This window comes from Nocardia sp. NPDC058497 (assembly GCF_042720195.1).
In the GTDB taxonomy this organism is placed as follows: domain Bacteria; phylum Actinomycetota; class Actinomycetes; order Mycobacteriales; family Mycobacteriaceae; genus Nocardia.
The window spans coordinates 1-17,929 of the sequence record NZ_JBHXMY010000062.1; the positions used below are offsets into that span (position 1 = coordinate 1).

Consider the following 17,929-nt stretch of genomic DNA (forward strand, 5'->3'; position numbering starts at 1 on the left):
CTCCCAGACACCGACCGGAACGGTGCCCGGCAGTGGCGAGACCGTGCTGCCGACGGCCAGCACCGCGTAGTCGAAGCCGATGACCTGCCCGTCGGTGAGCACCACACTCCCGTCCCCGACCTTGTCGACGGTCCCGACCCGCCAGTCGATCCCGTCCCGCAGCACCGATCCCAACGGTGCCGCGACACTGCCTGTCCCGGCGACCTGCTGATGCAACCTCACCCGTTCGACGAACTCCGATCGCTGATTGAGCACCGTGATCTCGGTGGACTTCGCCCTCTTGGCGAGCCGGTTCGCTGCCATCGTGCCCGCGTACCCGGCGCCGACTACCACTACCTTCATTGTCCGACCTCTCCTCGACTGACTCGTCGGACACAAGACGCCGCCGCACCGGATCTTGTGACAGGTGTGACGCGAAATCTCCGACCGTGGACGGATCTGCCGGGTGGGCCGACCGGGATAGCGTGGGTCGAGCGGTTCGGCGAAAGGCGGGGAAGCGGTGGACAGCAGGACGATTGCGCGGCAGTGCACACTGTGCGAGGCACACTGCGGGATTCTGGTGACGGTCGAGGGCGAGCAGGTCGCACGCATCGAAGGCAATCCCGAGGACGTGCTGTCCAAGGGCTACATCTGCCCGAAAGCGACCGCGATGGGCGGGCTGCACCACGACCCCGACCGGTTGCGCACACCCGTCCGCCGGGTCGGTGACTCGTTCGAACCGATCGGCTGGGACGAGGCGTTCCGCGAGATCGGGCACCGATTGCGAGCGGTGCGGTCGGCACACGGTGCCAGCGCGATCGGGATGTACATGGGCAACCCCGCCGCGCACAGTTCCTCGGTGATCTACGGCGCCCTGCTGCGAGCAGCGCTGCTGACCCGCAATTTCTTCTCCGCCTCCTCGATCGACCAGTTCCCGCAGGAATTCGTCGCGTGGCGGATGTTCGGCGCCAACGTGCTCATGCCGGTGACCGATATCGACCGCACCGACCGGCTGGTGGTGCTCGGCGCCAACCCGGCCGTGTCCAACGGGTCGATCACCACCATGCCGGGGGCGAAGCTGCGCATCAAGGAGGTCAGGAAACGTGGCGGCACGGTCGTCGTGATCGACCCGCGGCGCACCGAAACCGCGCGATTGGCCGACGAGCACGTGGCGGTGCGGCCCGGCGGCGACATCTACCTGCTGCTGGCGATGCTGCACGTGCTGGTCACCGAGGGACTGTGCGACGAGCGGGCGGTACGCGCGCAATGCACCGGCTGGGACCAGCTGGCCGAGCTGGTCGCGACGACATCACCGGAGCGGATGGCGCCCCACGCCGGCATCGACGCCGACACCATCCGGCGCCTTGCCCGCGACCACGCGGCAGCGCCGTCGGCGGTGCTCTACGCACGGATCGGGGTATGCCTGCAGGTCACCGGCACGCTCACGCACTGGCTGGTGAACACGATCAACGCCGTCACCGGCAACCTCGACCGCGCGGGCGGCCAGATGTTCACGACCCCACCGGTCGACGCCCCCCGCTACGGCAAGTACCTGCCGATGGGCTACGGCGCGTGGACCGACCGGTCCGGCACCCACAAGTCCTTCCGCAGCGAGCTGCCGGTGACGGTGCTGGCCGAGGACATCCTCGCCGACGGATCAGACCGGATCAGGGCGATGATCACCTACGCGGGCAACCCGGTGCTGTCCACACCACAGGGTGGTCGGCTCGACGCAGCACTGGAATCGCTGGACTTCTACGTCGCCGTCGACATGTACATCACCGAGACCACCCGGCACGCCGACATCATCCTGCCGCCGACCTCACCGTTGGAGCGCGAGGAGATCAACCTGCTGTTCCCGGTGTTCAGCGTGCGCAACAACGCCCGATTCGACGCCGCCGTCTTCGAACCACCCGCCGACAGCCTCGAGGACTGGCAGATCCTCGCGCGACTGGTGACCGAACTCGTGCCGCTGCCCGCACGGCGGCTCACCGGGCGCGCACTCACCGGCGTCTTCGAACTGTTCAGCCCGATGCGGTTGACCGCCGCGGCTATCGCGGCAGGACCCTACGGTGTGCTACGACGGGGACGGAAAGGTCTGACGGCCAACAGGATTCGCGAGAGCGTCGGCGGTGTCGACCTCGGCCCGCTGGTGCCGCGGTTGCGCGAGCTGATCGGGACGAAAGACCGCAAGGTACAGCTCGCGCCACCGGACTTCCTGGCCGCCGTGCGCGAGGTCGTCGACGGCGCCGACACGGCGATGACCCCCGGCTACGACCTGCAACTCATCGGCCGCCGCCACCTGCGCAGCAACAACTCGTGGCTGCACAACATCCCGTCGATGATGAAGGGACGCGACCGCTGCACCGTGCTCATGCACCCCGGCGACGCCACCGAACGCGGCCTCACCGACGGTGACCAGGTGACCGTCGAGTCCACGGTCGGATCGATCGTGGTGCCGGTGGAGATCAGCGACGACATCCGCGCCGGCGTGGTCGCGATCCCGCACGGCTGGGGTCATCACGAACCCGGCGTCGGCTGGACCGTGGCCGCCGCCCAGCCGGGCGCCAATGTCAACCTGCTGCACGACCCCGCCCGCACCGAACCGTTCTCCGGCGCGGCGGCGGTCAACAACACGTGGGTCAAAGTGAGCCCGGCTGCCCGGTGATCCGGGCTCACCTCGGCGAACTCATCGGAAGCGGTCAGCTTGGCGAGGATCCGTAGGGCGGCGTCGGAGGGTGAGCCTGGTTCGGCATTGAACACGGCCACACGCTGTCCCTCGTCGTTCGGGAGGGTCATGAACTCGGTCATGAGCGCCATGGTGCCTACGGTGGGATGGTGGTACGTGCGAGTGGTGGCGCCGCAGTCACCCACCGTGTGCGCGGCCCACAGTTTCGCGAACTCGGGGCTTCCGAGAGTGAGTTCGCCGATCAGGGTGCGCAGAGCGGGGGCGCCGGGGTGTTGCCCGGCGATCTGTCGCAGGTCGGCGACGGTGGATCTGGCCTTGCTGGGCCAGTCGTCATAGAACTCACGCGTGTGGGGGTCGAGGAACATCATGCGGGCGATGTTCGGGCGGTCGTCTAGGCGGTTCGGCGCATCGAAATCGACATGGCCGGCCAGCAGAGCGTGTGCCATCGGGTTCCACGCGAGAACGTCGACGAAGCGTCCCATCACGAGGGCGGGCACGTCCCCGAAGGACTCGATCATGAGTCTTACCCCAGGCCGCACTTGCTCGGGCTTGACCGTCCGGCGGCGGGTCTTGGGCTTCGGCCGGGCCAGGGAGTACAGGTGCGCACGCTCGGCCTCGTCCAAACGCAGGACGCGGGCGACTGCGTCGAGAACAGCATCCGAGGCATTGGGGCTTTGCCCCTGTTCGAGACGGGTGTAGTAGCCGGCGCTTACCCCGGCGAGCTGAGCAAGCTCCTCGCGACGCAGGCCAGGCACCCGGCGGCGTCCGCCGTAGCTGGGAAGTCCAGCGTCGTCCGGCTGGAGCCTTGCCCGCCGCGATCGCAAGAACTCGCCCAGTTCTGTCTGTCTGCTCATCCGTACCAGTGTCGCGGATCCGCGACAGTCGAGCCTGCACCTGTCAGATGTAGTTGCCACCGGTGTACATCCGGCAGGGGTCTGGGTCCAGCATGCCCACCGTTGCAGGCTGTCTTTCGGCAGACCAACCACGATCTGGACCCGATGAGAAGGACACGCGATGAAGATTCTGGTGATCGGTGCGACGGGGACCATCGGCAGCGCCGTCGCCGATAGCTTGGCTGCGCGCCATGAGGTAGTGCGTGCCGCACGCCGTGGACCGGTGCGGGTGGACATGGCAGATGCCGCGACGATCGACGCCCTGTTCGCGGAGGTCGGAGAAGTGGACGCGGTGGTGTGCTGTGCCGCGAGCGGCGGACTGACACCGCTGAATGCCGCGTCGGACTCGGAATTCTGGAGCGGTTTCGACGGAAAACTCTTCGGACAGGTGAACCTGCTCCGGCGAGCACTCGCTCACGTCCGGGACGGCGGATCGGTGACCCTCACCAGCGGCCGGTTCGCCGAGCCCGTCCCGGGCAGCTCACTCGGCTATCTGGTCAACGCGGGTATTGAGGCGTTCGTGCATGCCGCGGCGACCGAGATGCCGCGGGGCGTTCGCCTGAATACCGTCAGCCCCGGCTGGGTGCGCGAAACCCTCCTCGGCCTGGGCATGGATCCGGCCGACGGTACCCCCGTCGCCGATGTCGCCCAGGTCTACCTGGACGGAGTGGAAGGCGCCGCCCACGGCCGTACGCTCGCTGTGAGGGGGTCGAAAAAGGTGAGCCCGGTCGCCTGGTGACCCGGGCTCACCGCGGCGAACTCAGCGGAAACGCAGGGTGGTGGTCGCCAGGCCGAAGATCTTGCGGCCGCCGGACTTGGCGACGATCGCGATCACCGCGGTCCTGGTCTCGGGGTCGAGCGACTTCACCCGGCCGGTGTACTCGATCTCGCCACCCTGGCTGTCGACGATCGTGTAGTTCGACAGGCGCACGCCGTAGCGGGTGACCGCGCCCGGGTCGCCGGACCAGGTGGAGACGAAACCCGCGCCCAGTCCCATGGTGAGCATGCCGTGGGCGATCACGTCGGGCAGGCCGGCCAGGCGGGCGATGCTCTCGTCCCAGTGGATCGGGTTGCCGTCACCGGAGACGCCCGCGTAGTTGACGAGGTCGCCGCGCGACAGGCGCGCGTCGCGGATCGGGAGTTCGGCACCGACGGTCAACTCGTCGAAGGACAGGGCCGTGCCCGGAACACGCGCCACGCCGTCGGCCGAGAGCCGGATCTCGCCTTCCGGGCGCAGCGGTGTCTCGCCGGCGTGCTGAGCGTCGCCGTTGCCGAACACCTTCACGCCGTGCACCATCACGTTCTCGACGGCGCTCGTGATCTCGGGGTCCACGCCGTCGCCGGCGATGCCGACGACCGTGGTGTGCATGATGTGCACGGTCTCGCCGGATTCGTCGGCGAAGGTGTTGGTGACGGTGATCAGGTCCTTGCCCGCGATCCGGCGCACCGAGGACAGCTCGACGTCGACGACGAGCCGGTCGCCGGCGACGATCGGCTTGTGCTGCTCGAAGACCTGCTCGGTCTGCACGAACATGTCGTAGCCGACGACCACCGACTCGAACAGCAGACGATTGGCGGCCATCGCCGGGATGGAGACGAAGGTCAGCGGGGCGACCAGGCCCGGGTAGCCGAGCGCGACCGCCGCGTCGTCCTCCCAGTGCGCGGGGTGGAAGTCCTGCACCGCGCGGGCGTATTCGCGGATTTTCTCGCGGCCGACCTCGTAGACGTCATCGACCCGGTAGTAGTGCCCTACCTTCGACGCGATATCAGGGGCATCGACCACGGAAGTCACTTTTGGATCACCTTCGTTCGGGGAACGGACACCCGGCAGGCTATCGGAATCACGGCCGGACCGCGCACACCTTGGCACACTTCACAGCCGCGTCTCGCGCAGTTCTCGCCCGATGCGCGGCCCCGCCGAATCGGGCGACCGGTCCTCAGCGGGACCGGAGCAGCGAGATCTCGCCCGCACCGGGACCGTCGACCGGGGTCAGGTCCCGGCCAAGGACGCGTTCCCCGCAGTGCGAGCACACCGGTTCGACGGTGGCGACGTGCCCGCAGCCGCGGTGCACCGCCACCACCGGTGCTCCGTTGGGCGCGGCCCATTCGTCGCCCCACTGCCGCATCGCGGTCACCACCTGCCACAGCGAACGGCCCTTGGCGGTGAGCCGGTAGTCATAGCGGACCGGGTTGTCCTGGTAGGGCTCCTTGGTCATGATCCCGTGCTCGACCAGCCCGTCCAGACGCTGGGCGAGGACGTTGCGGGCGATGCCGAGGCGTTCGCGGAACTCGTCGAAGCGGGTCACCCCGAACAGCGCGTCGCGCACGATCAGCAGCGTCCACCATTCACCGACCACTTCCAGGCATTGGGCCAGGGAGCAGTTCATGTCCTCGAAGCTGGTGCGTCGCATACCCCCGAGCATAGTCGGTTGCATGAAAGAACTCACCCGCCTACGGTGAGTTGCATGATGAAACTCACTGGGCGGTTCGGGGCCGAATTCGCCCTCACCGCCACCGGATCCGGGCGTTGGCACGCCGAGGTCGACGATTCCTGGCGCGGCTGGACCGGCCCACACGGCGGCACACTCGCCGGCCTGCTGATCGAGACCGCCCAGCGGGCGAGTACCCGCGACTTCCCGGTACGCGCCGCCGACGTGCGATTCCTGGGCCGCCCCGCCACCGGCTCGTTCACCCTGAGCGCCACCGAACACACCGTCGGGCGCAGTACGACGATCCTCGACGTCCTCGCCGAACAGAACGGCACACCGGTCGCCGCGGCCACGGTCACTCTCGGCGCGACCGCTGCCTCCGGAATCACCGCGCACAGCGCCCGCCCCGCGCCGGTTGTCGCCGCACCGCAGGACTGCGCGCCGTTCCAGCTCCCGCCCGAGATCGTCCCGGTCGGAGCGCATTTCGCGATCCGTCCAGCCGCGGGACCGCTGCCGCTCAGCGGTGCGGACGAGGCGATGATGTGTGCCTGGATCGCGCTCGACCCGGCGCTGGCGGTCGACGCGCCGAGCCTGGCCGTCCTCGCCGACGCGCTACCGCCCGGCCTGTTCCCGCTGCTCACCGCGCCGGTCGCGGTCCCCACCGTCACGCTGTCGCTGCAGCTGCACACCGACCTCGCCGGGATCGGCGCCGCGCCGGTGCTGGTGCGTGCCGCGAATGTCAGCACCGGTGACGGCTGGTCCGTCGACGACACCGACATCTGGGACCGCGACGGCGTCCTGCTCGCCACCGCCCGCCAAACCCGCCGCGTCCTCGGCTGATCGGGAGCTTGCCGCATGAATTCCGTTGCCGCCGAGCGTGCCACCGATCCCCGGCTGGTGCTCGCCGTCGTCTCGACCGGTGTCCTGCTGTCGAGTCTGGACCTGTTCATCGTCAATGTCGCCATGCCCGCTATGGCCACCGACCTGGGTGCGGGGCTCACCGCGTTGTCCTGGGTGCTCAACCTGTATGCGATCGTGTTCGCCGCCCTGCTCGTTCCCGCCGGTCGCCTCGGTGACCGCAACGGCAATCGGGCGACTTTCCTGGCCGGGCTCGCGGTGTTCGTGCTCGGTTCGGCACTGTGCGCGTTCGCGTGGAATGTGGAGTCGCTCGTCGGTTTCCGCGTCGTCCAGGCCGTCGGGTGTGCGTTGCTGACGCCGTCCTCGCTGGCCTTGGTCCTGGCCGCGACGCCACCGGAGCGGCGGGCGGGCGCGGTCCGGTTGTGGGTCGCGTTCGGTGGTCTCGGCGCCGCGCTCGGGCCGGTGATCGGTGGCCTGCTCGTCGAGCTCGACTGGCGCTGGGTGTTTCTGGTGAACGTGCCGATCGGGTTGGTGGCCTTGGTCATCGGTGTGCGCACACTGCCGCGTCCGCCCGCCGAGCACGGTCCGCTGCCTGACCTGCTGGGTGCGGGGGCGCTGATCGGCGCGGTCGGGTCGTCCATCCTGGCCGTGGTCCAGGGGCCCGAGTGGGGCTGGACGTCGCCCGGTGTCCTGGCCACGTTCGCGGTCGCCGTCGTACTCGGCGTGGTGTTCGCTTGGTCCTCGGCCCGCCACCACAGCCCGGTGGTTGACCCCGCGCTGTTGCGTGCCCCGAATTTCAGTCTGGCGACCGCGAATTCGCTCGTGTTCCAGATCGCGTTCGCGGGGATGTTGCTGTCGGTCACGCTGTGGGCGCAGAACGTGTGGGGATGGTCGGCGCTGCAGACCGGCGCGGCGATCGCGCCGGGACCCCTGGTCGTGCCGTTCGTGGCGATCGCTGCGGGCAAGCTCATCAACCGCATCGGCGCGGGCCCCGTGATCGCCGCGGGCGGGCTGGCCTTCGGTGGCGGCCTGCTGTGGTGGGCGCGCGCGGCCGAACTCGCGCCGGACTACGTGTCCGGCATGCTCGGCGGCATGCTGCTCACCGGCCTCGGCGTCGGCCTGACCCTGCCCACCGCGTTCGCGGCCGGTGCGGGAACCCTTACCCCGCACCGCTTCGCGACCGGCACCGCGGTACTGAGCATGGCCCGCCAGCTCGGCCTCGCAGTCGGTGTGGCGATCCTCGTCGCCCTGCTCGGCTCACCCACCACCCCGGCGGCCACTCTCGACGCCTTCCAGCGCGCCTGGTACGTCACCGCCGCCGTTGCCGTTCTGGCCGGTGTCATCGGCCTCGGCATCCGCCCGATGACACCGGCCCCGAAACCGGTCGATCAGCAAGAGCCCAGTCTGGTACCGCAACCGAACCGGTAACCCAGCAGCTACTGGAGTTGGGCGATCATGACCCGGTGGTCGTCGGGGTCGGTGGCCGTGATGTAGGTGCCCCACGGCTCGGTGGTCACCTCGCTGACATCGACCCCGGCGGCTGACAGCTGCTCCCGGGTGGCGTGGATGTCGTCGCAGGAAAAGTGCAGGTAGGCGCCCTCGCCGGGGCGTTTGTCGAACGCCGCGGCAGCGGACAGGACGATCGAGGTCTGAACACCCGGTGGAACGACCTCGATCCACCGCGCGCCGGGGAACATCTCCTCGTCGCGCACGATTTCGAAACCCAGCTGCTGGGTATAGAACTTCAGTGATGCCGCCTGGTCGGCGACGTACATCACCGCGTGGCTGACGTGCGTGATCACAAGCAGACCTCCCGGACATCCGACGGTGTGAACGTCACGGTACCGCTCCGGCACGACACCTTCACGGACCACGAGGAACGGCGAGCTCTGACAGATCCATCTATTCGACAGACACGCGTGGGACCGGTCTGCTCATCAGGCGGATCGCCAACAGGGCAACCCACAAGCCGCCGGCAATGATCCCGATCCGTTCGATGAGACCCGCCGGTCCCCCATCTACCAATTTGGCGGTGAGGACGAAGGCGACATAAGAGGTGGCGACCAGCAGGCCGGTGGCAACCGAATACCGGGACCAGCCGCGACTTCCGAGCGACTCGTCGCGCCGTGCCAGCACGAAGCAAGCCACAGTCAGCGCAGTGAACTGAACCAGACCGAGGAGACTATGAATGGCGCCGTGAACGGTGAGCGCTTCCGACGCTCCGGCTGGGTAACCCAGCGACGGGTCGGGAAGGATAGGACCGATGGCGACGAAGGTGAAGCCATAGATGCCGAGCAGGATGGGCCCCCAGGTGGAACCACGTCCTGTGCGCGGAAGCCGCCTCATCCCGATGGCAAAAGCGAGCAGGAGCGCTCCGGTGACGATGTAGTTGGTTATCTGCATCCACCCGCCAGGCCCCAGTTCGAGGTTGCTGTCGGGGACTACCCAGGCGTTGTAGTCAGGGCGGATGGCCCCGAGGACGAGAATGACGACACTGTTGAGCAGCGGAGCGATGACACCGCAAGCCAGCAGCAGTCTCGTCGCCGCCGACTGCTCTCCAGCACTTTGTGTTGAGGCTTCCATGAACACCACTATCGACCGATCGGTCACCCCGGAGATTGGAAAAATGTTCCCCAGGCCCGGTACCGATCCAGGGCGATGACAGGCAGATCGTCCGCGTTCAGCGCCCCCGGTGTGCGGTCCGCGAAGATCGCCACATCCCGGCACAGATGAGCCTGATCGGTGTACCCACACACCGCGGCGACGTCGGCGGCGGGCCTGCCCGCCAGCAAACCGACCACCGCGCACCGGAATCGGACCAGCATCGCCGCCCGCTTGGGTGTCAGACCGATCTGGGATTCGAACCTCGCCCACAGCCGTTTACGGCTCCAGCCGAGGGATTCGGCGAGCTCGCCGACCTTCACCTGGCCACCGGAGGCGAGTAGGCGATGCCAGGCGGCGATCACCTCGGGATCCGGCGTCCGCGTCGGCCTGTCGCACTGCGCCAGAAACGATGTCGTCAGTGCGAACCGTTCTTCCCAGCTCCCGGCGTCCGCGAGTTGCTCCCGTAGTCGCCGAACCTCGGATCCCCACAGGTCCTCCAGCGGGACGACGCCACGGCCCAGATCGGGTGCGGGAATACCCAACAGGGAGTGCGCCCGGATCGGTGACAAGCGAACCTCCACGCACTCGGCCCGCCTGCTACGAATGCGCATGGCCGCCATGGGAAGTCCCACGACGAACCCGCCCAATGCCTGCCGCCCACCAGCGTCGTCGACAATCAGTTCGCGTCCCCCGAACTCGATCACCACGGCGACCGCCGTCGTCGCGGCAACCCGCAAGTCCAACCCAGCCCCACTCACATCGCGGTATCCGATGATCGCGGCACCTGACGGCGCGGCCGCGGACGGACCCGCGAAATCCCAACCAGTTCCAGGCCCGCAGCCGATATCCGCAACTCCCACCCGGTCCAGGCTACGGAAACGTGAAAACTCTGCGCAGCACCCACACGCAACACGGCGATGGTGGCTATCGCCCGGTCACCGTAGGGAACCCGCCGCGGCGAGGTCGTCGAAGAGGAGCTGGTCGACCGGCGGGACCAGAGCACGGTCGTGGTAGCCGAACCAGGCCAAGGCGTCGATCTCGCTGCTCGCGGTGAGCACGCCGCGATAGTCGGCGGTGTAGCACGCCATCCGGACGACGGTGGCGTGGCCATCGGCGATCGCGGCCTCGTAGGTGCCTACGTGGACGGCGCTGTCGGCGGCAAGGTCCACGGTCAGTTCCTCGGCGACCTCACGGACCAAGGTCTGCAGGTCGGTTTCGGCGCCTTCCCGTTTACCGCCGGGAATGAAGAACACGTCCTTGCCCCGGGGGCGGGCGCACAGGATGCGCCCGTCCTCGATCAGTACCCAGGCCACCGTGTCGATCAGCTGCTGTACCGGAGAGTCCACCACGGCCCGCAGCCTATCGCGGTCAGTGACCTGGCAGGACGCAGACGGTATCCAGGCCGAGGACCCGGTTGAGGCGGCCGAAGGCGAGCCAGGACCCGATGCTCATGCTCAGTTCGACCAGTTCGGCCTGGGTGTAGTGCTCGAACATCCTGGCCCAGAATTCGTCGTCCAGGCCGTGATGGTCGGTGGCGTAGCGTTCGGCGTACTCGGCGGCGAGCCTGGCCCGCTCGTCGAACCGATCGGTGGTGCGCCAGTTGGTGACGGCGTCGGCGAACTCCGGTTCGACCTTCTGTCCGTCCCGTTCGGTGCGCCAGTCCTGACAGAACAGGCACCCGTTGATCTGGGCGATGCGCAGCCGCGCCGCCTCGAACTCGCGCAGCCCGAGGGTCGAGTGTTCGTAGACCGACAGCGAGAACGCCGCGGCGGCCACGCCGATGCCGGGCACCATCTCGCCCCAGACGTAACCGATGGGGTCCTTGCCCTCGGGAATGTCGATGATCATGGCGATTTCCTTCCGAGTTTGCCGACCGCGGCCCGCAGCGGCACATCGAGTGCGTCGTAGATTCCCGGTTCGGCGTCGACGAGCCAGTCGATGGCATTGACCAATCGGCCCACCGCCGTAGCGTTTCCGCCGGCCGAACGGTTGCCGCCTTCATCGGTGGCCTCGACACTGACCTCGATGCGTGGCGTGCCCTCGATGATCACCCGATGCGCGCCGTCACCGTCCGGAGGTGTCGGCCAGTCCGGCGCGCAGCTCGGATGGATGCGGGTGACATGCTCGATCACGATGCGCGGTTCGCCGTCGACGATGCCCTGCACCTCGAACCGCACCGCGCCCTGTGTGCCCGCCTCGAACTCGCCCATCTGCACCGTCTGCACGGTCGCATCGAGTGCACGCCGATCCAGGGTCTCGCGGATCTCGTCGAGTTCGACGCCGAGCGCCCTGGCCATCAGCCGAATCTGCCCGCCCCACACCATCGTCGGGACCGAGGGCAGCAGCATCGGCGGCTGATAGTCCATCGGCTGACCCATGCCGACCAGATACCGCACCGAGTCGGGTTGGTCGTAGGTGGAGTAGTCGAAGATCTCCTGGCAGCGCACCCCATCCACGGTGGTGCCGAGCCCGCTGATCAACAGCGGCAACACATCGTTGCCCCAGCCGGGATCGACTCCGGAGACGAACAGCGAACCACCGCCGGCGGCAATGGCTTCCACTACCGGGTCGCGGATCTCGGCGGGGGCGTTGACCGGGTCGTAAAGCGCGTAGAGAGCCGGGGTGACGACGACGGCGCCCGCACGGATCGCGCGCACGATGTCGGCGAGCGCGTCATCGGGGCGGATGTCGCCGGAGGCCGCGTAGACGACCGCGCGCGGACCGGCGGCGAGCAGTGCGCCGATATCCGCGGACGCGGGCACCCCTAGTCCGTAGTCGAGTCCGGCGAGTGCACCGGCGTCACGGCCGACCTTGTCAGGGTTGTGCACCAGCACCCCCGTGAGTTCCAGCGCCGGGTGGGCAGCCACGGCACGGATGGCCGCTCGGCCGACATTGCCGGTGCCCCAGACGATCGTGGGGATCATCGCGCGAGCGTAGCAAGCGCTTGGTTCGGTGTCCGGGATATCTGGGATCCCGGTTCGAGGTCAGCCTTCGCGCACCGTGAGCGCGGTGTCGCCGAGCGCCTCCGCGAGGCGATCCGCGGCCGCGGACAGCGCTCGTTTCGGGAATCGGCCCGCGCCGAACATCGAGACGACCACCTCGTCGTCGACCCGGTCCCAGGTTCCCGCGACCCGGCCGTCCACCAGCACCAGCGGGGAGATCCAGCCCGCCGTTCTGCTCACCTTCGCGCGATGCTCGGCGGGCAGAACCGCGGTGTCGGAGGTGCCGGGGCCCAGGATGTACTGGTCGAACGGGCCGAGCAGATGGATCGCGCCGTCGAGTGTGGCGGTGGCGAGCTCGTCGACGAACTCGGTGGGAAGCCAGCCGGTCCGGCCCTCGACGGTCACCGGGGTCAGCGCATCACCCATCTCCGTGAACCAGCCACGCACGACGGTCTTGCGCAGGCTGTTGCGGCTGAGCCAAGCATCGAACGCTTCCGGCGTCCCCGGACCGTAGGCGCTGAGATAGGCGCTGATCAGCGTCCGCGCGGCGGCGTCCGGTTCCGGCACGCCGGTCCAGCCGGGAATCAGGTGCGCCGGGCTGGTGAAGGTGATCTTGGTGCCGCGCGCCGGGCCATGGCACAGCGCGCCCTGCCAGGCCAGCGGCTTGAGCACCGCACCCCAGCCGGAACGCAACTGCTCGCCGAGGTGGGCGAAACCTGGCTCGGTCAGGACGGCCTCGACGAGCTCGTCGCGAGTCAGGACCTGATCGGCGAGAATCTTCGACACCGCCGCGACCAAGGCCGTCACCTGATCCGGGGTCGCGCCGAAGGCCTTCTGCCAGGACGGTTTCTCCCATGTCCGCGCCGACCCGATCAGCGACAGCGCCGCCGCGGCCTGCTCGGGCACCATCGCGTGCAGGGTGCCGCGCATCGCCCACGTCTTGACCAGCGAGCCGGCCGCGAGCGCGTCGGCCACCGCGTCCTGCCCGGCGACACCGCTGCGCAGCGCGACCGCGGTCTCCGCCGCCGAGACGACCTGCGCCTGCACACCGGCGAGCCTGCGCGCGACGGCCTCGGCTCCGTCCGCTGTCGGCTCGGTGACGAACTGCCTGCCCAGCCGCCACGCGAAAACCTGATCCCACCCGACTTCGAGCACGCCCGCCCCCTAGTTCTCCTCGTTGCGGCGTGTGGCAACCCGCCGCAGCGCCGCCCGCAAGCCCGCGAATTCGTCGTCGCTGATCCGGTCGACGAAGTGGCTGAGCACGAGATCGGATCGGCCGCCGATGCCCAGCGCCTCGTGCATGAGCTGGGCGCTGTGTTCCTCGCGCGTCATCGTGGGCCAGTACCGGTAGGCGCGGCCGTCGCGTTCCTTGGCCAGCCAGCCTTTGCGGTGCAGGTTGTCCATGGTCGACATGACCGTGGTGTAGGCGATGTCGCGCTCGGCGGCGAGCTCGTCGAACAACTCACGCACCGTCGTCGAATCCACATCGCGATCCCACAGACGGTCCATCAGCACCGCTTCGAGATCCCCGAAACCACGCACCGCCTACCGACTCCCTCATCGCCGCCTCGCTGAAACCGGCTTCACAGTACCGGCACGGTCCAGGTGAGGGGTTACCGCTGGGCAACCGCTCGCGGCATGACGTGCGAGGTGGGGTGGTTGCACCGACTCGCCGTCTCGCGAAATCATCGGCGGATGAGTTGCGCAGGGGTGGCCCGATGACCGAACCGGACCCGTTCGACACCTTCCGGCCGCTGCTGTTCACGATCGCCTACGAGATCCTGGGCAGTGCCGTCGATGCCGAGGATGTGTTGCAGGACAGCTACCTTCGCTGGCGCGACGCGACCGAGGTGACGCATCCGCGCGCCTACCTGGTGCAGATCGTCACCCGGCAGGCGATCAACCACCTCCGGGCGGTGCGCCGCCGCCGCGAGGACTACGTCGGCACCTGGCTACCCGAACCGATCCGCACCACCCCCGACGCCGGGCACGACATGCTGTTGGCCGAGTCGGTGTCGATGGCCATGCTGCTCGTGCTGGAAACCCTCGGCCCCACCGAGCGGGCGGTGTTCGTGCTGTCGGAGGTATTCGGGCACAGCCACGGCGAGATCGCGGACATGATCGGCAAGACCGATACCGCCGTCCGTCAGATCGCGCACCGGGCCCGCGCGCACGTCGCGGCCCGCCGCCGGCGGTTCGAACCCGACTCCGACACCAGCCGTGCGGTGATCAGGCGCTTCCTGCTGGCCGCCAACACCGGTGACGTGGGCGCCCTGATGGAGGTGCTCGCTCCCGATGTCGTCCAGATCTCCGACGGCGGTGGCCGCGTCAGCGCCGCGCGCCGCCCGATCGTCGGCGCCGAGCCGGTCGCACGGTTCCTCATCGGGCTGGCACAGAACTCGATGGCAGGCGTGGCAGTCGAATTCGGCAGTGTCAACGCGATGCCCGCGGTGTTGGCGCGAACCGGGGACGGCGAGCTCGACACCGTGCTGGTGGTCGAACTGACCGAGGACTCCATCACCGGCCTGTACGCGATCCGCAACCCCGACAAACTGCAGTCCGTCGACGTGCCGCGCACCCTCGATATCGCCGCCGACCTGCACTGACCCTTACTGTGACCGGGAACACAGCAGCGCGTTGTCACGCTCATGGTTCGGGCGGTGTCTCCGAGAGTGTCCAGCACAGAAGCGGAACGAAAGGACCACCCGCATGAAGGTCGTCATCGTGTGCACATCGGTGTCGTACGGCAACACCCAGCGCGTCGCCGAGACCATGGCCGAGGTGCTCGGCGCCCGCGTCGTCGCCCCCGGCGACATCGACCCGGCCGAACTCGCCGGCTACGACCTCGTCGGCTTCGGATCGGGCATCTACAACATGAGATTCCACCCGGAGCTGCGCCGGTTCATCGCCGCGCTGCCGGTCGCGCACCGCGGCGCAGCGTTCGTGTTCCGCACCAGCGGATTCCCGGAACCACCCTTCCGCCGCTACACCCGCACCCTGACCCGCGGCATCGAGAAGAAGGGCTTCGACGTGATCGACCTCTTCGGCTGCCGCGGCTACGACACCTGGCTGCCACTGCGCCTCGTCGGCGGCATCCGCAAAGGCCACCCCGACGCCACCGACATCGCCGCGGCCCGCACGTTCGCCGAGAAATTGCGGGCCAAGACCACCACCACGGCCTGAGGACCCGTTTTCGTCGTACCCCGATGCGAACATATGTTCGTGTCCGATTCCGCCGCCCCGCGCCGCCCGCGCATCCAGTCCCGCGCCGAGGCGTCGATCCTGCACGCCGACCTGGATTCCTTCTACGCCTCGGTCGAGCAGCGTGATCAGCCGTGGTTGCGCGGCAAGCCGGTGATCGTGGGCGGCGGGGTGGTACTGGCCGCGAGTTATGAGGCAAAGGCGTTCGGGATCCGGACTCCGATGAACGCGGGACAGGCGTTGCGGTTGTGCCCGCACGCGGTGGTCGTGCCGCCGCGGATGTCGGCCTATGCCGAGGCGAGCAAGGCGGTGTTCGCGGTGTTCGGCGACACCACCCCGATCGTGGAGGGGATCTCGATCGACGAGGCGTTCCTCGACGTGGGTGGCTTGCGGCGGATCAGAGGTGAGCCGATCGAGATCGCCCGCGCTTTGCGGGCGGAGGTCAGCAGCCGGGTGGGCCTGCCGATCTCGGTCGGTATCGCGCGCAACAAGTTCCTCGCGAAGGTGGCCTCGGCCGTCGCCAAACCCGACGGGCTGCGCCTGGTGGAGCCGGGCCGGGAACTGGAGTTCCTGCACCCGTTGCCGGTCGAGCGATTATGGGGTGTCGGCGCGGTCACCGCCGCCACCTTGCACGCCAACGGCATCACCCGGGTCGGGCAACTGGCCGAACTCGGCGAACCTCACCTGCGCGCCATCCTCGGGCCCGGTGCGGCCCGGCATCTGTTCGCCCTGTCCTGGGCTCGCGATCCCCGGCGCGTGGAGACCGGGAAACGCAGACGATCGATCGGGGCTCAGCGCGCCCTCGGTCGCCGTCACCGCGAACCCGAAGAGATCGCCGCCTACCTCGACGGACTCATCGACCGCCTCGGCCGCCGCCTGCGCGCCGCCGACCGGGTGTGCCGCACCGTCGTCCTGCGTCTGCGATTCGACGACTTCACCCGCGCGACCCGCTCGCACACCCTGACGGAGGCGACCGACGCGACCACGTCCATCCGGCACGCCGCCCGATTGCTGCTCGACACCGCCCAGCCGCTCATCGCCGAACGCGGGATCACCCTGATCGGCTTGTCGTTGACCAATCTCGACGACGCCGACACCATGCAGCTGACCCTGCCGCTGGAACCTCGCGCCGCCAACACCCTCGACGCGACACTCGACGACCTGCGCCGCCGGTTCGGTTCCGCCGCCGTCACCCGCGCGGCACTGCTGAAGAGCGGTGAGGGACTGTCGGTTCCGCTGCTTCCGGACTGATCGCGATCAGCCGCGTCCGCGCTGCCGGACCAGCGGCAGAAACACCTCGTCGACGATCTCCACGAGGACGTCGTCCGGCGCGGTCGGCACGCCACGCAGCACGAACTCGTTGCGCAGCAGCACGATTGCCACGGTGACACCTACCCCGACATGGCATGGGAACCGAAGGCCGCCTTCGCCGCCGTGGCGGCCCACCACCGAGGTACGCTGGGCGCCATGGGATAGTCGGCGCATGCCTTACGCCGTCCTCGGCTTCCTGACCCTCGCCCTGTGGGTGTATTGCCTGGTCGACATCGTCACCAGTCCCGACGACGGGATCCGCCATCTGCCGAAGATGGGATGGGTGCTCGTGGTCGTCCTCGTCCCGACGATCGGGGCCCTGCTGTGGCTGTTCGCCGGCAGGCCGATCACCCCGTCGCGGCCCGCGTCCACCACCCGCTTCAGCGAGTACGACCGGCCCGGCCGCGATGTCGCGACCAACCCCGAAGACGACGAAGCCTTCCTGCGCTCGCTGCGCGAACGCGCCGAACAGCAGCGTCGCGAAGCCCTCAGGAAGCAGGCCGAGCTATACGAGGATCATGCCTGATCACACGAATCGTTTGGGCCGCTTGTCCATCAGCCGCAGGATGAGCGGCGTGAAGATCAACTGCATCGCCAGTTCCATCTTCCCGCCGGGCACCACGATGCAGTTCGGCCGCGACATGAACGAATCGTGCAGCATCGACAGCAGATACGGGAAGTCGATCACCTTCGGGTCGGCGAACCGGATCACCACGAAACTCTCGTCGGCCGTGGGAATGCTGCGCGCGATGAACGGATTCGACGTGTCCACGGTCGGCACCCGCTGGAAATTCACGTACGTCCGCGAGAACTGCGGACAGATGTATTTCACGTAGTCGGGCATCCGGCGCAGGATCGTATCGATCACCGCCTCGCTGGAATATCCGCGATGGGTCTTGTCCCGGTACACCTTCTGGATCCACTCGAGATTGATGATCGGCACCACGCCGACCAGCAGATCGGTGTATCGGGCGACATTGACCACGTCGGTCACCGCCGCACCGTGCAACCCCTCGCAGAACC

20 protein-coding genes and 2 pseudogenes are annotated in these 17,929 nt (G+C 68.4%); 8 read left to right on the plus strand and 14 right to left on the minus strand.

Annotated elements, in window-relative coordinates:
• Nucleotides 1-342: FAD-dependent oxidoreductase (locus tag ACFWPJ_RS07090; protein ID WP_378848226.1), on the minus strand; the 342-nt coding region annotated here is incomplete at its 3' end.
• A gap of 157 nt (nt 343-499) precedes the next feature.
• Here ACFWPJ_RS07090 and ACFWPJ_RS07095 point away from each other — a divergent pair.
• The gene (locus tag ACFWPJ_RS07095; protein WP_378848229.1) at nt 500-2,647 is read left to right on the plus strand and encodes a molybdopterin oxidoreductase family protein; all 2,148 of its coding nucleotides are present in this window, start codon (nt 500-502) and stop codon (nt 2,645-2,647) included.
• A 56-nt stretch (nt 2,648-2,703) separates the two neighbouring features.
• Here the strand turns inward: ACFWPJ_RS07095 and ACFWPJ_RS07100 are convergent.
• Nucleotides 2,704-3,798: pseudogene (locus ACFWPJ_RS07100) on the minus strand (helix-turn-helix transcriptional regulator); the annotation flags it as partial.
• On the opposite strand from ACFWPJ_RS07100, the gene ACFWPJ_RS07105 reads away from it, so the two are divergent.
• The gene (locus tag ACFWPJ_RS07105) at nt 3,683-4,300 is read left to right on the plus strand and encodes a short chain dehydrogenase (RefSeq protein ID WP_378848231.1); all 618 of its coding nucleotides are present in this window, start codon (nt 3,683-3,685) and stop codon (nt 4,298-4,300) included. The pseudogene ACFWPJ_RS07100 and the gene ACFWPJ_RS07105 overlap by 116 nt on opposite strands.
• A gap of 21 nt (nt 4,301-4,321) precedes the next feature.
• Here ACFWPJ_RS07105 and ACFWPJ_RS07110 read toward each other — a convergent pair whose 3' ends face one another.
• Together ACFWPJ_RS07110 and ACFWPJ_RS07115 are read right to left on the minus strand one after the other, a co-directional pair.
• Nucleotides 4,322-5,353: a fused (3R)-hydroxyacyl-ACP dehydratase subunits HadA/HadB gene (locus ACFWPJ_RS07110; RefSeq protein WP_378848234.1), complete on the minus strand. Its 1,032-nt coding sequence runs from the start codon at nt 5,351-5,353 to the stop codon at nt 4,322-4,324.
• A 145-nt stretch (nt 5,354-5,498) separates the two neighbouring features.
• Entirely contained in the window at nt 5,499-5,972 is a 474-nt protein-coding gene (locus ACFWPJ_RS07115; RefSeq protein ID WP_378848237.1) for a winged helix-turn-helix transcriptional regulator, read from the minus strand.
• Nucleotides 5,973-6,026: 54 nt separating this feature from the next.
• Here ACFWPJ_RS07115 and ACFWPJ_RS07120 point away from each other — a divergent pair, with 54 nt between their 5' ends.
• Nucleotides 6,027-6,830 (plus strand): acyl-CoA thioesterase, encoded by an 804-nt coding sequence (locus ACFWPJ_RS07120; protein ID WP_378848239.1) that lies wholly within the window; start codon nt 6,027-6,029, stop codon nt 6,828-6,830.
• A gap of 15 nt (nt 6,831-6,845) precedes the next feature.
• A complete protein-coding gene (locus ACFWPJ_RS07125; RefSeq protein WP_378848242.1) occupies nt 6,846-8,276 on the plus strand; it encodes an MFS transporter in 1,431 nt (476 codons plus the stop codon).
• An 8-nt stretch (nt 8,277-8,284) separates the two neighbouring features.
• Here the strand turns inward: ACFWPJ_RS07125 and ACFWPJ_RS07130 are convergent, their stop codons facing one another.
• The 8 genes from ACFWPJ_RS07130 to ACFWPJ_RS07165 form a co-directional block, all read right to left on the minus strand.
• Nucleotides 8,285-8,650: a VOC family protein gene (locus ACFWPJ_RS07130; protein WP_378848245.1), complete on the minus strand. Its 366-nt coding sequence runs from the start codon at nt 8,648-8,650 to the stop codon at nt 8,285-8,287.
• Between the two features lie 100 nt (nt 8,651-8,750).
• Nucleotides 8,751-9,458, minus strand: coding sequence for a DUF998 domain-containing protein (locus ACFWPJ_RS07135; protein ID WP_378848249.1), 708 nt, complete (start codon nt 9,456-9,458; stop codon nt 8,751-8,753).
• The gene (locus ACFWPJ_RS07140) at nt 9,455-10,312 is read right to left on the minus strand and encodes a helix-turn-helix domain-containing protein (RefSeq protein ID WP_378848252.1); all 858 of its coding nucleotides are present in this window, start codon (nt 10,310-10,312) and stop codon (nt 9,455-9,457) included. Before ACFWPJ_RS07140 ends, ACFWPJ_RS07135 begins: the two co-directional genes overlap by 4 nt.
• 75 nt (nt 10,313-10,387) lie before the next feature.
• Nucleotides 10,388-10,801, minus strand: coding sequence for an NUDIX domain-containing protein (locus ACFWPJ_RS07145; RefSeq protein ID WP_378848254.1), 414 nt, complete (start codon nt 10,799-10,801; stop codon nt 10,388-10,390).
• A 19-nt stretch (nt 10,802-10,820) separates the two neighbouring features.
• Nucleotides 10,821-11,300, minus strand: a complete 480-nt coding sequence (locus ACFWPJ_RS07150; RefSeq protein ID WP_189028763.1) for a carboxymuconolactone decarboxylase family protein — start codon at nt 11,298-11,300, stop codon at nt 10,821-10,823.
• The gene (locus ACFWPJ_RS07155) at nt 11,297-12,376 is read right to left on the minus strand and encodes a dihydrodipicolinate reductase (protein ID WP_378848257.1); all 1,080 of its coding nucleotides are present in this window, start codon (nt 12,374-12,376) and stop codon (nt 11,297-11,299) included. The genes ACFWPJ_RS07150 and ACFWPJ_RS07155 overlap by 4 nt, the downstream gene beginning before the upstream one ends.
• A gap of 60 nt (nt 12,377-12,436) precedes the next feature.
• A complete protein-coding gene (locus ACFWPJ_RS07160; RefSeq protein WP_378848260.1) occupies nt 12,437-13,549 on the minus strand; it encodes a winged helix DNA-binding domain-containing protein in 1,113 nt (370 codons plus the stop codon).
• 9 nt (nt 13,550-13,558) lie between these two features.
• The gene (locus ACFWPJ_RS07165; RefSeq protein WP_378848263.1) at nt 13,559-13,936 is read right to left on the minus strand and encodes a BlaI/MecI/CopY family transcriptional regulator; all 378 of its coding nucleotides are present in this window, start codon (nt 13,934-13,936) and stop codon (nt 13,559-13,561) included.
• Nucleotides 13,937-14,112: 176 nt separating this feature from the next.
• Here ACFWPJ_RS07165 and ACFWPJ_RS07170 point away from each other — a divergent pair, with 176 nt between their 5' ends.
• From ACFWPJ_RS07170 to dinB, 3 genes are all read left to right on the plus strand, one after another.
• Nucleotides 14,113-15,000 (plus strand): RNA polymerase sigma-70 factor, encoded by an 888-nt coding sequence (locus ACFWPJ_RS07170; protein WP_378848266.1) that lies wholly within the window; start codon nt 14,113-14,115, stop codon nt 14,998-15,000.
• A 103-nt stretch (nt 15,001-15,103) separates the two neighbouring features.
• Complete coding sequence (locus tag ACFWPJ_RS07175; protein ID WP_378848268.1) at nt 15,104-15,577, plus strand: flavodoxin family protein; 474 nt, start codon at nt 15,104-15,106, stop codon at nt 15,575-15,577.
• Nucleotides 15,578-15,610: 33 nt separating this feature from the next.
• Entirely contained in the window at nt 15,611-16,846 is a 1,236-nt protein-coding gene (dinB, locus tag ACFWPJ_RS07180; RefSeq protein ID WP_378848271.1) for a DNA polymerase IV, read from the plus strand.
• A gap of 6 nt (nt 16,847-16,852) precedes the next feature.
• On the opposite strand, the gene ACFWPJ_RS07185 is transcribed toward dinB, so the two are convergent.
• Nucleotides 16,853-16,978 (minus strand): hypothetical protein, encoded by a 126-nt coding sequence (locus ACFWPJ_RS07185; RefSeq protein ID WP_378848274.1) that lies wholly within the window; start codon nt 16,976-16,978, stop codon nt 16,853-16,855.
• A 100-nt stretch (nt 16,979-17,078) separates the two neighbouring features.
• On the opposite strand from ACFWPJ_RS07185, the gene ACFWPJ_RS07190 reads away from it, so the two are divergent.
• Entirely contained in the window at nt 17,079-17,432 is a 354-nt protein-coding gene (locus ACFWPJ_RS07190; RefSeq protein ID WP_378848277.1) for a PLD nuclease N-terminal domain-containing protein, read from the plus strand.
• Here ACFWPJ_RS07190 and ACFWPJ_RS07195 read toward each other — a convergent pair.
• Nucleotides 17,433-17,929: pseudogene (locus tag ACFWPJ_RS07195) on the minus strand (phosphoribulokinase); the annotation flags it as partial.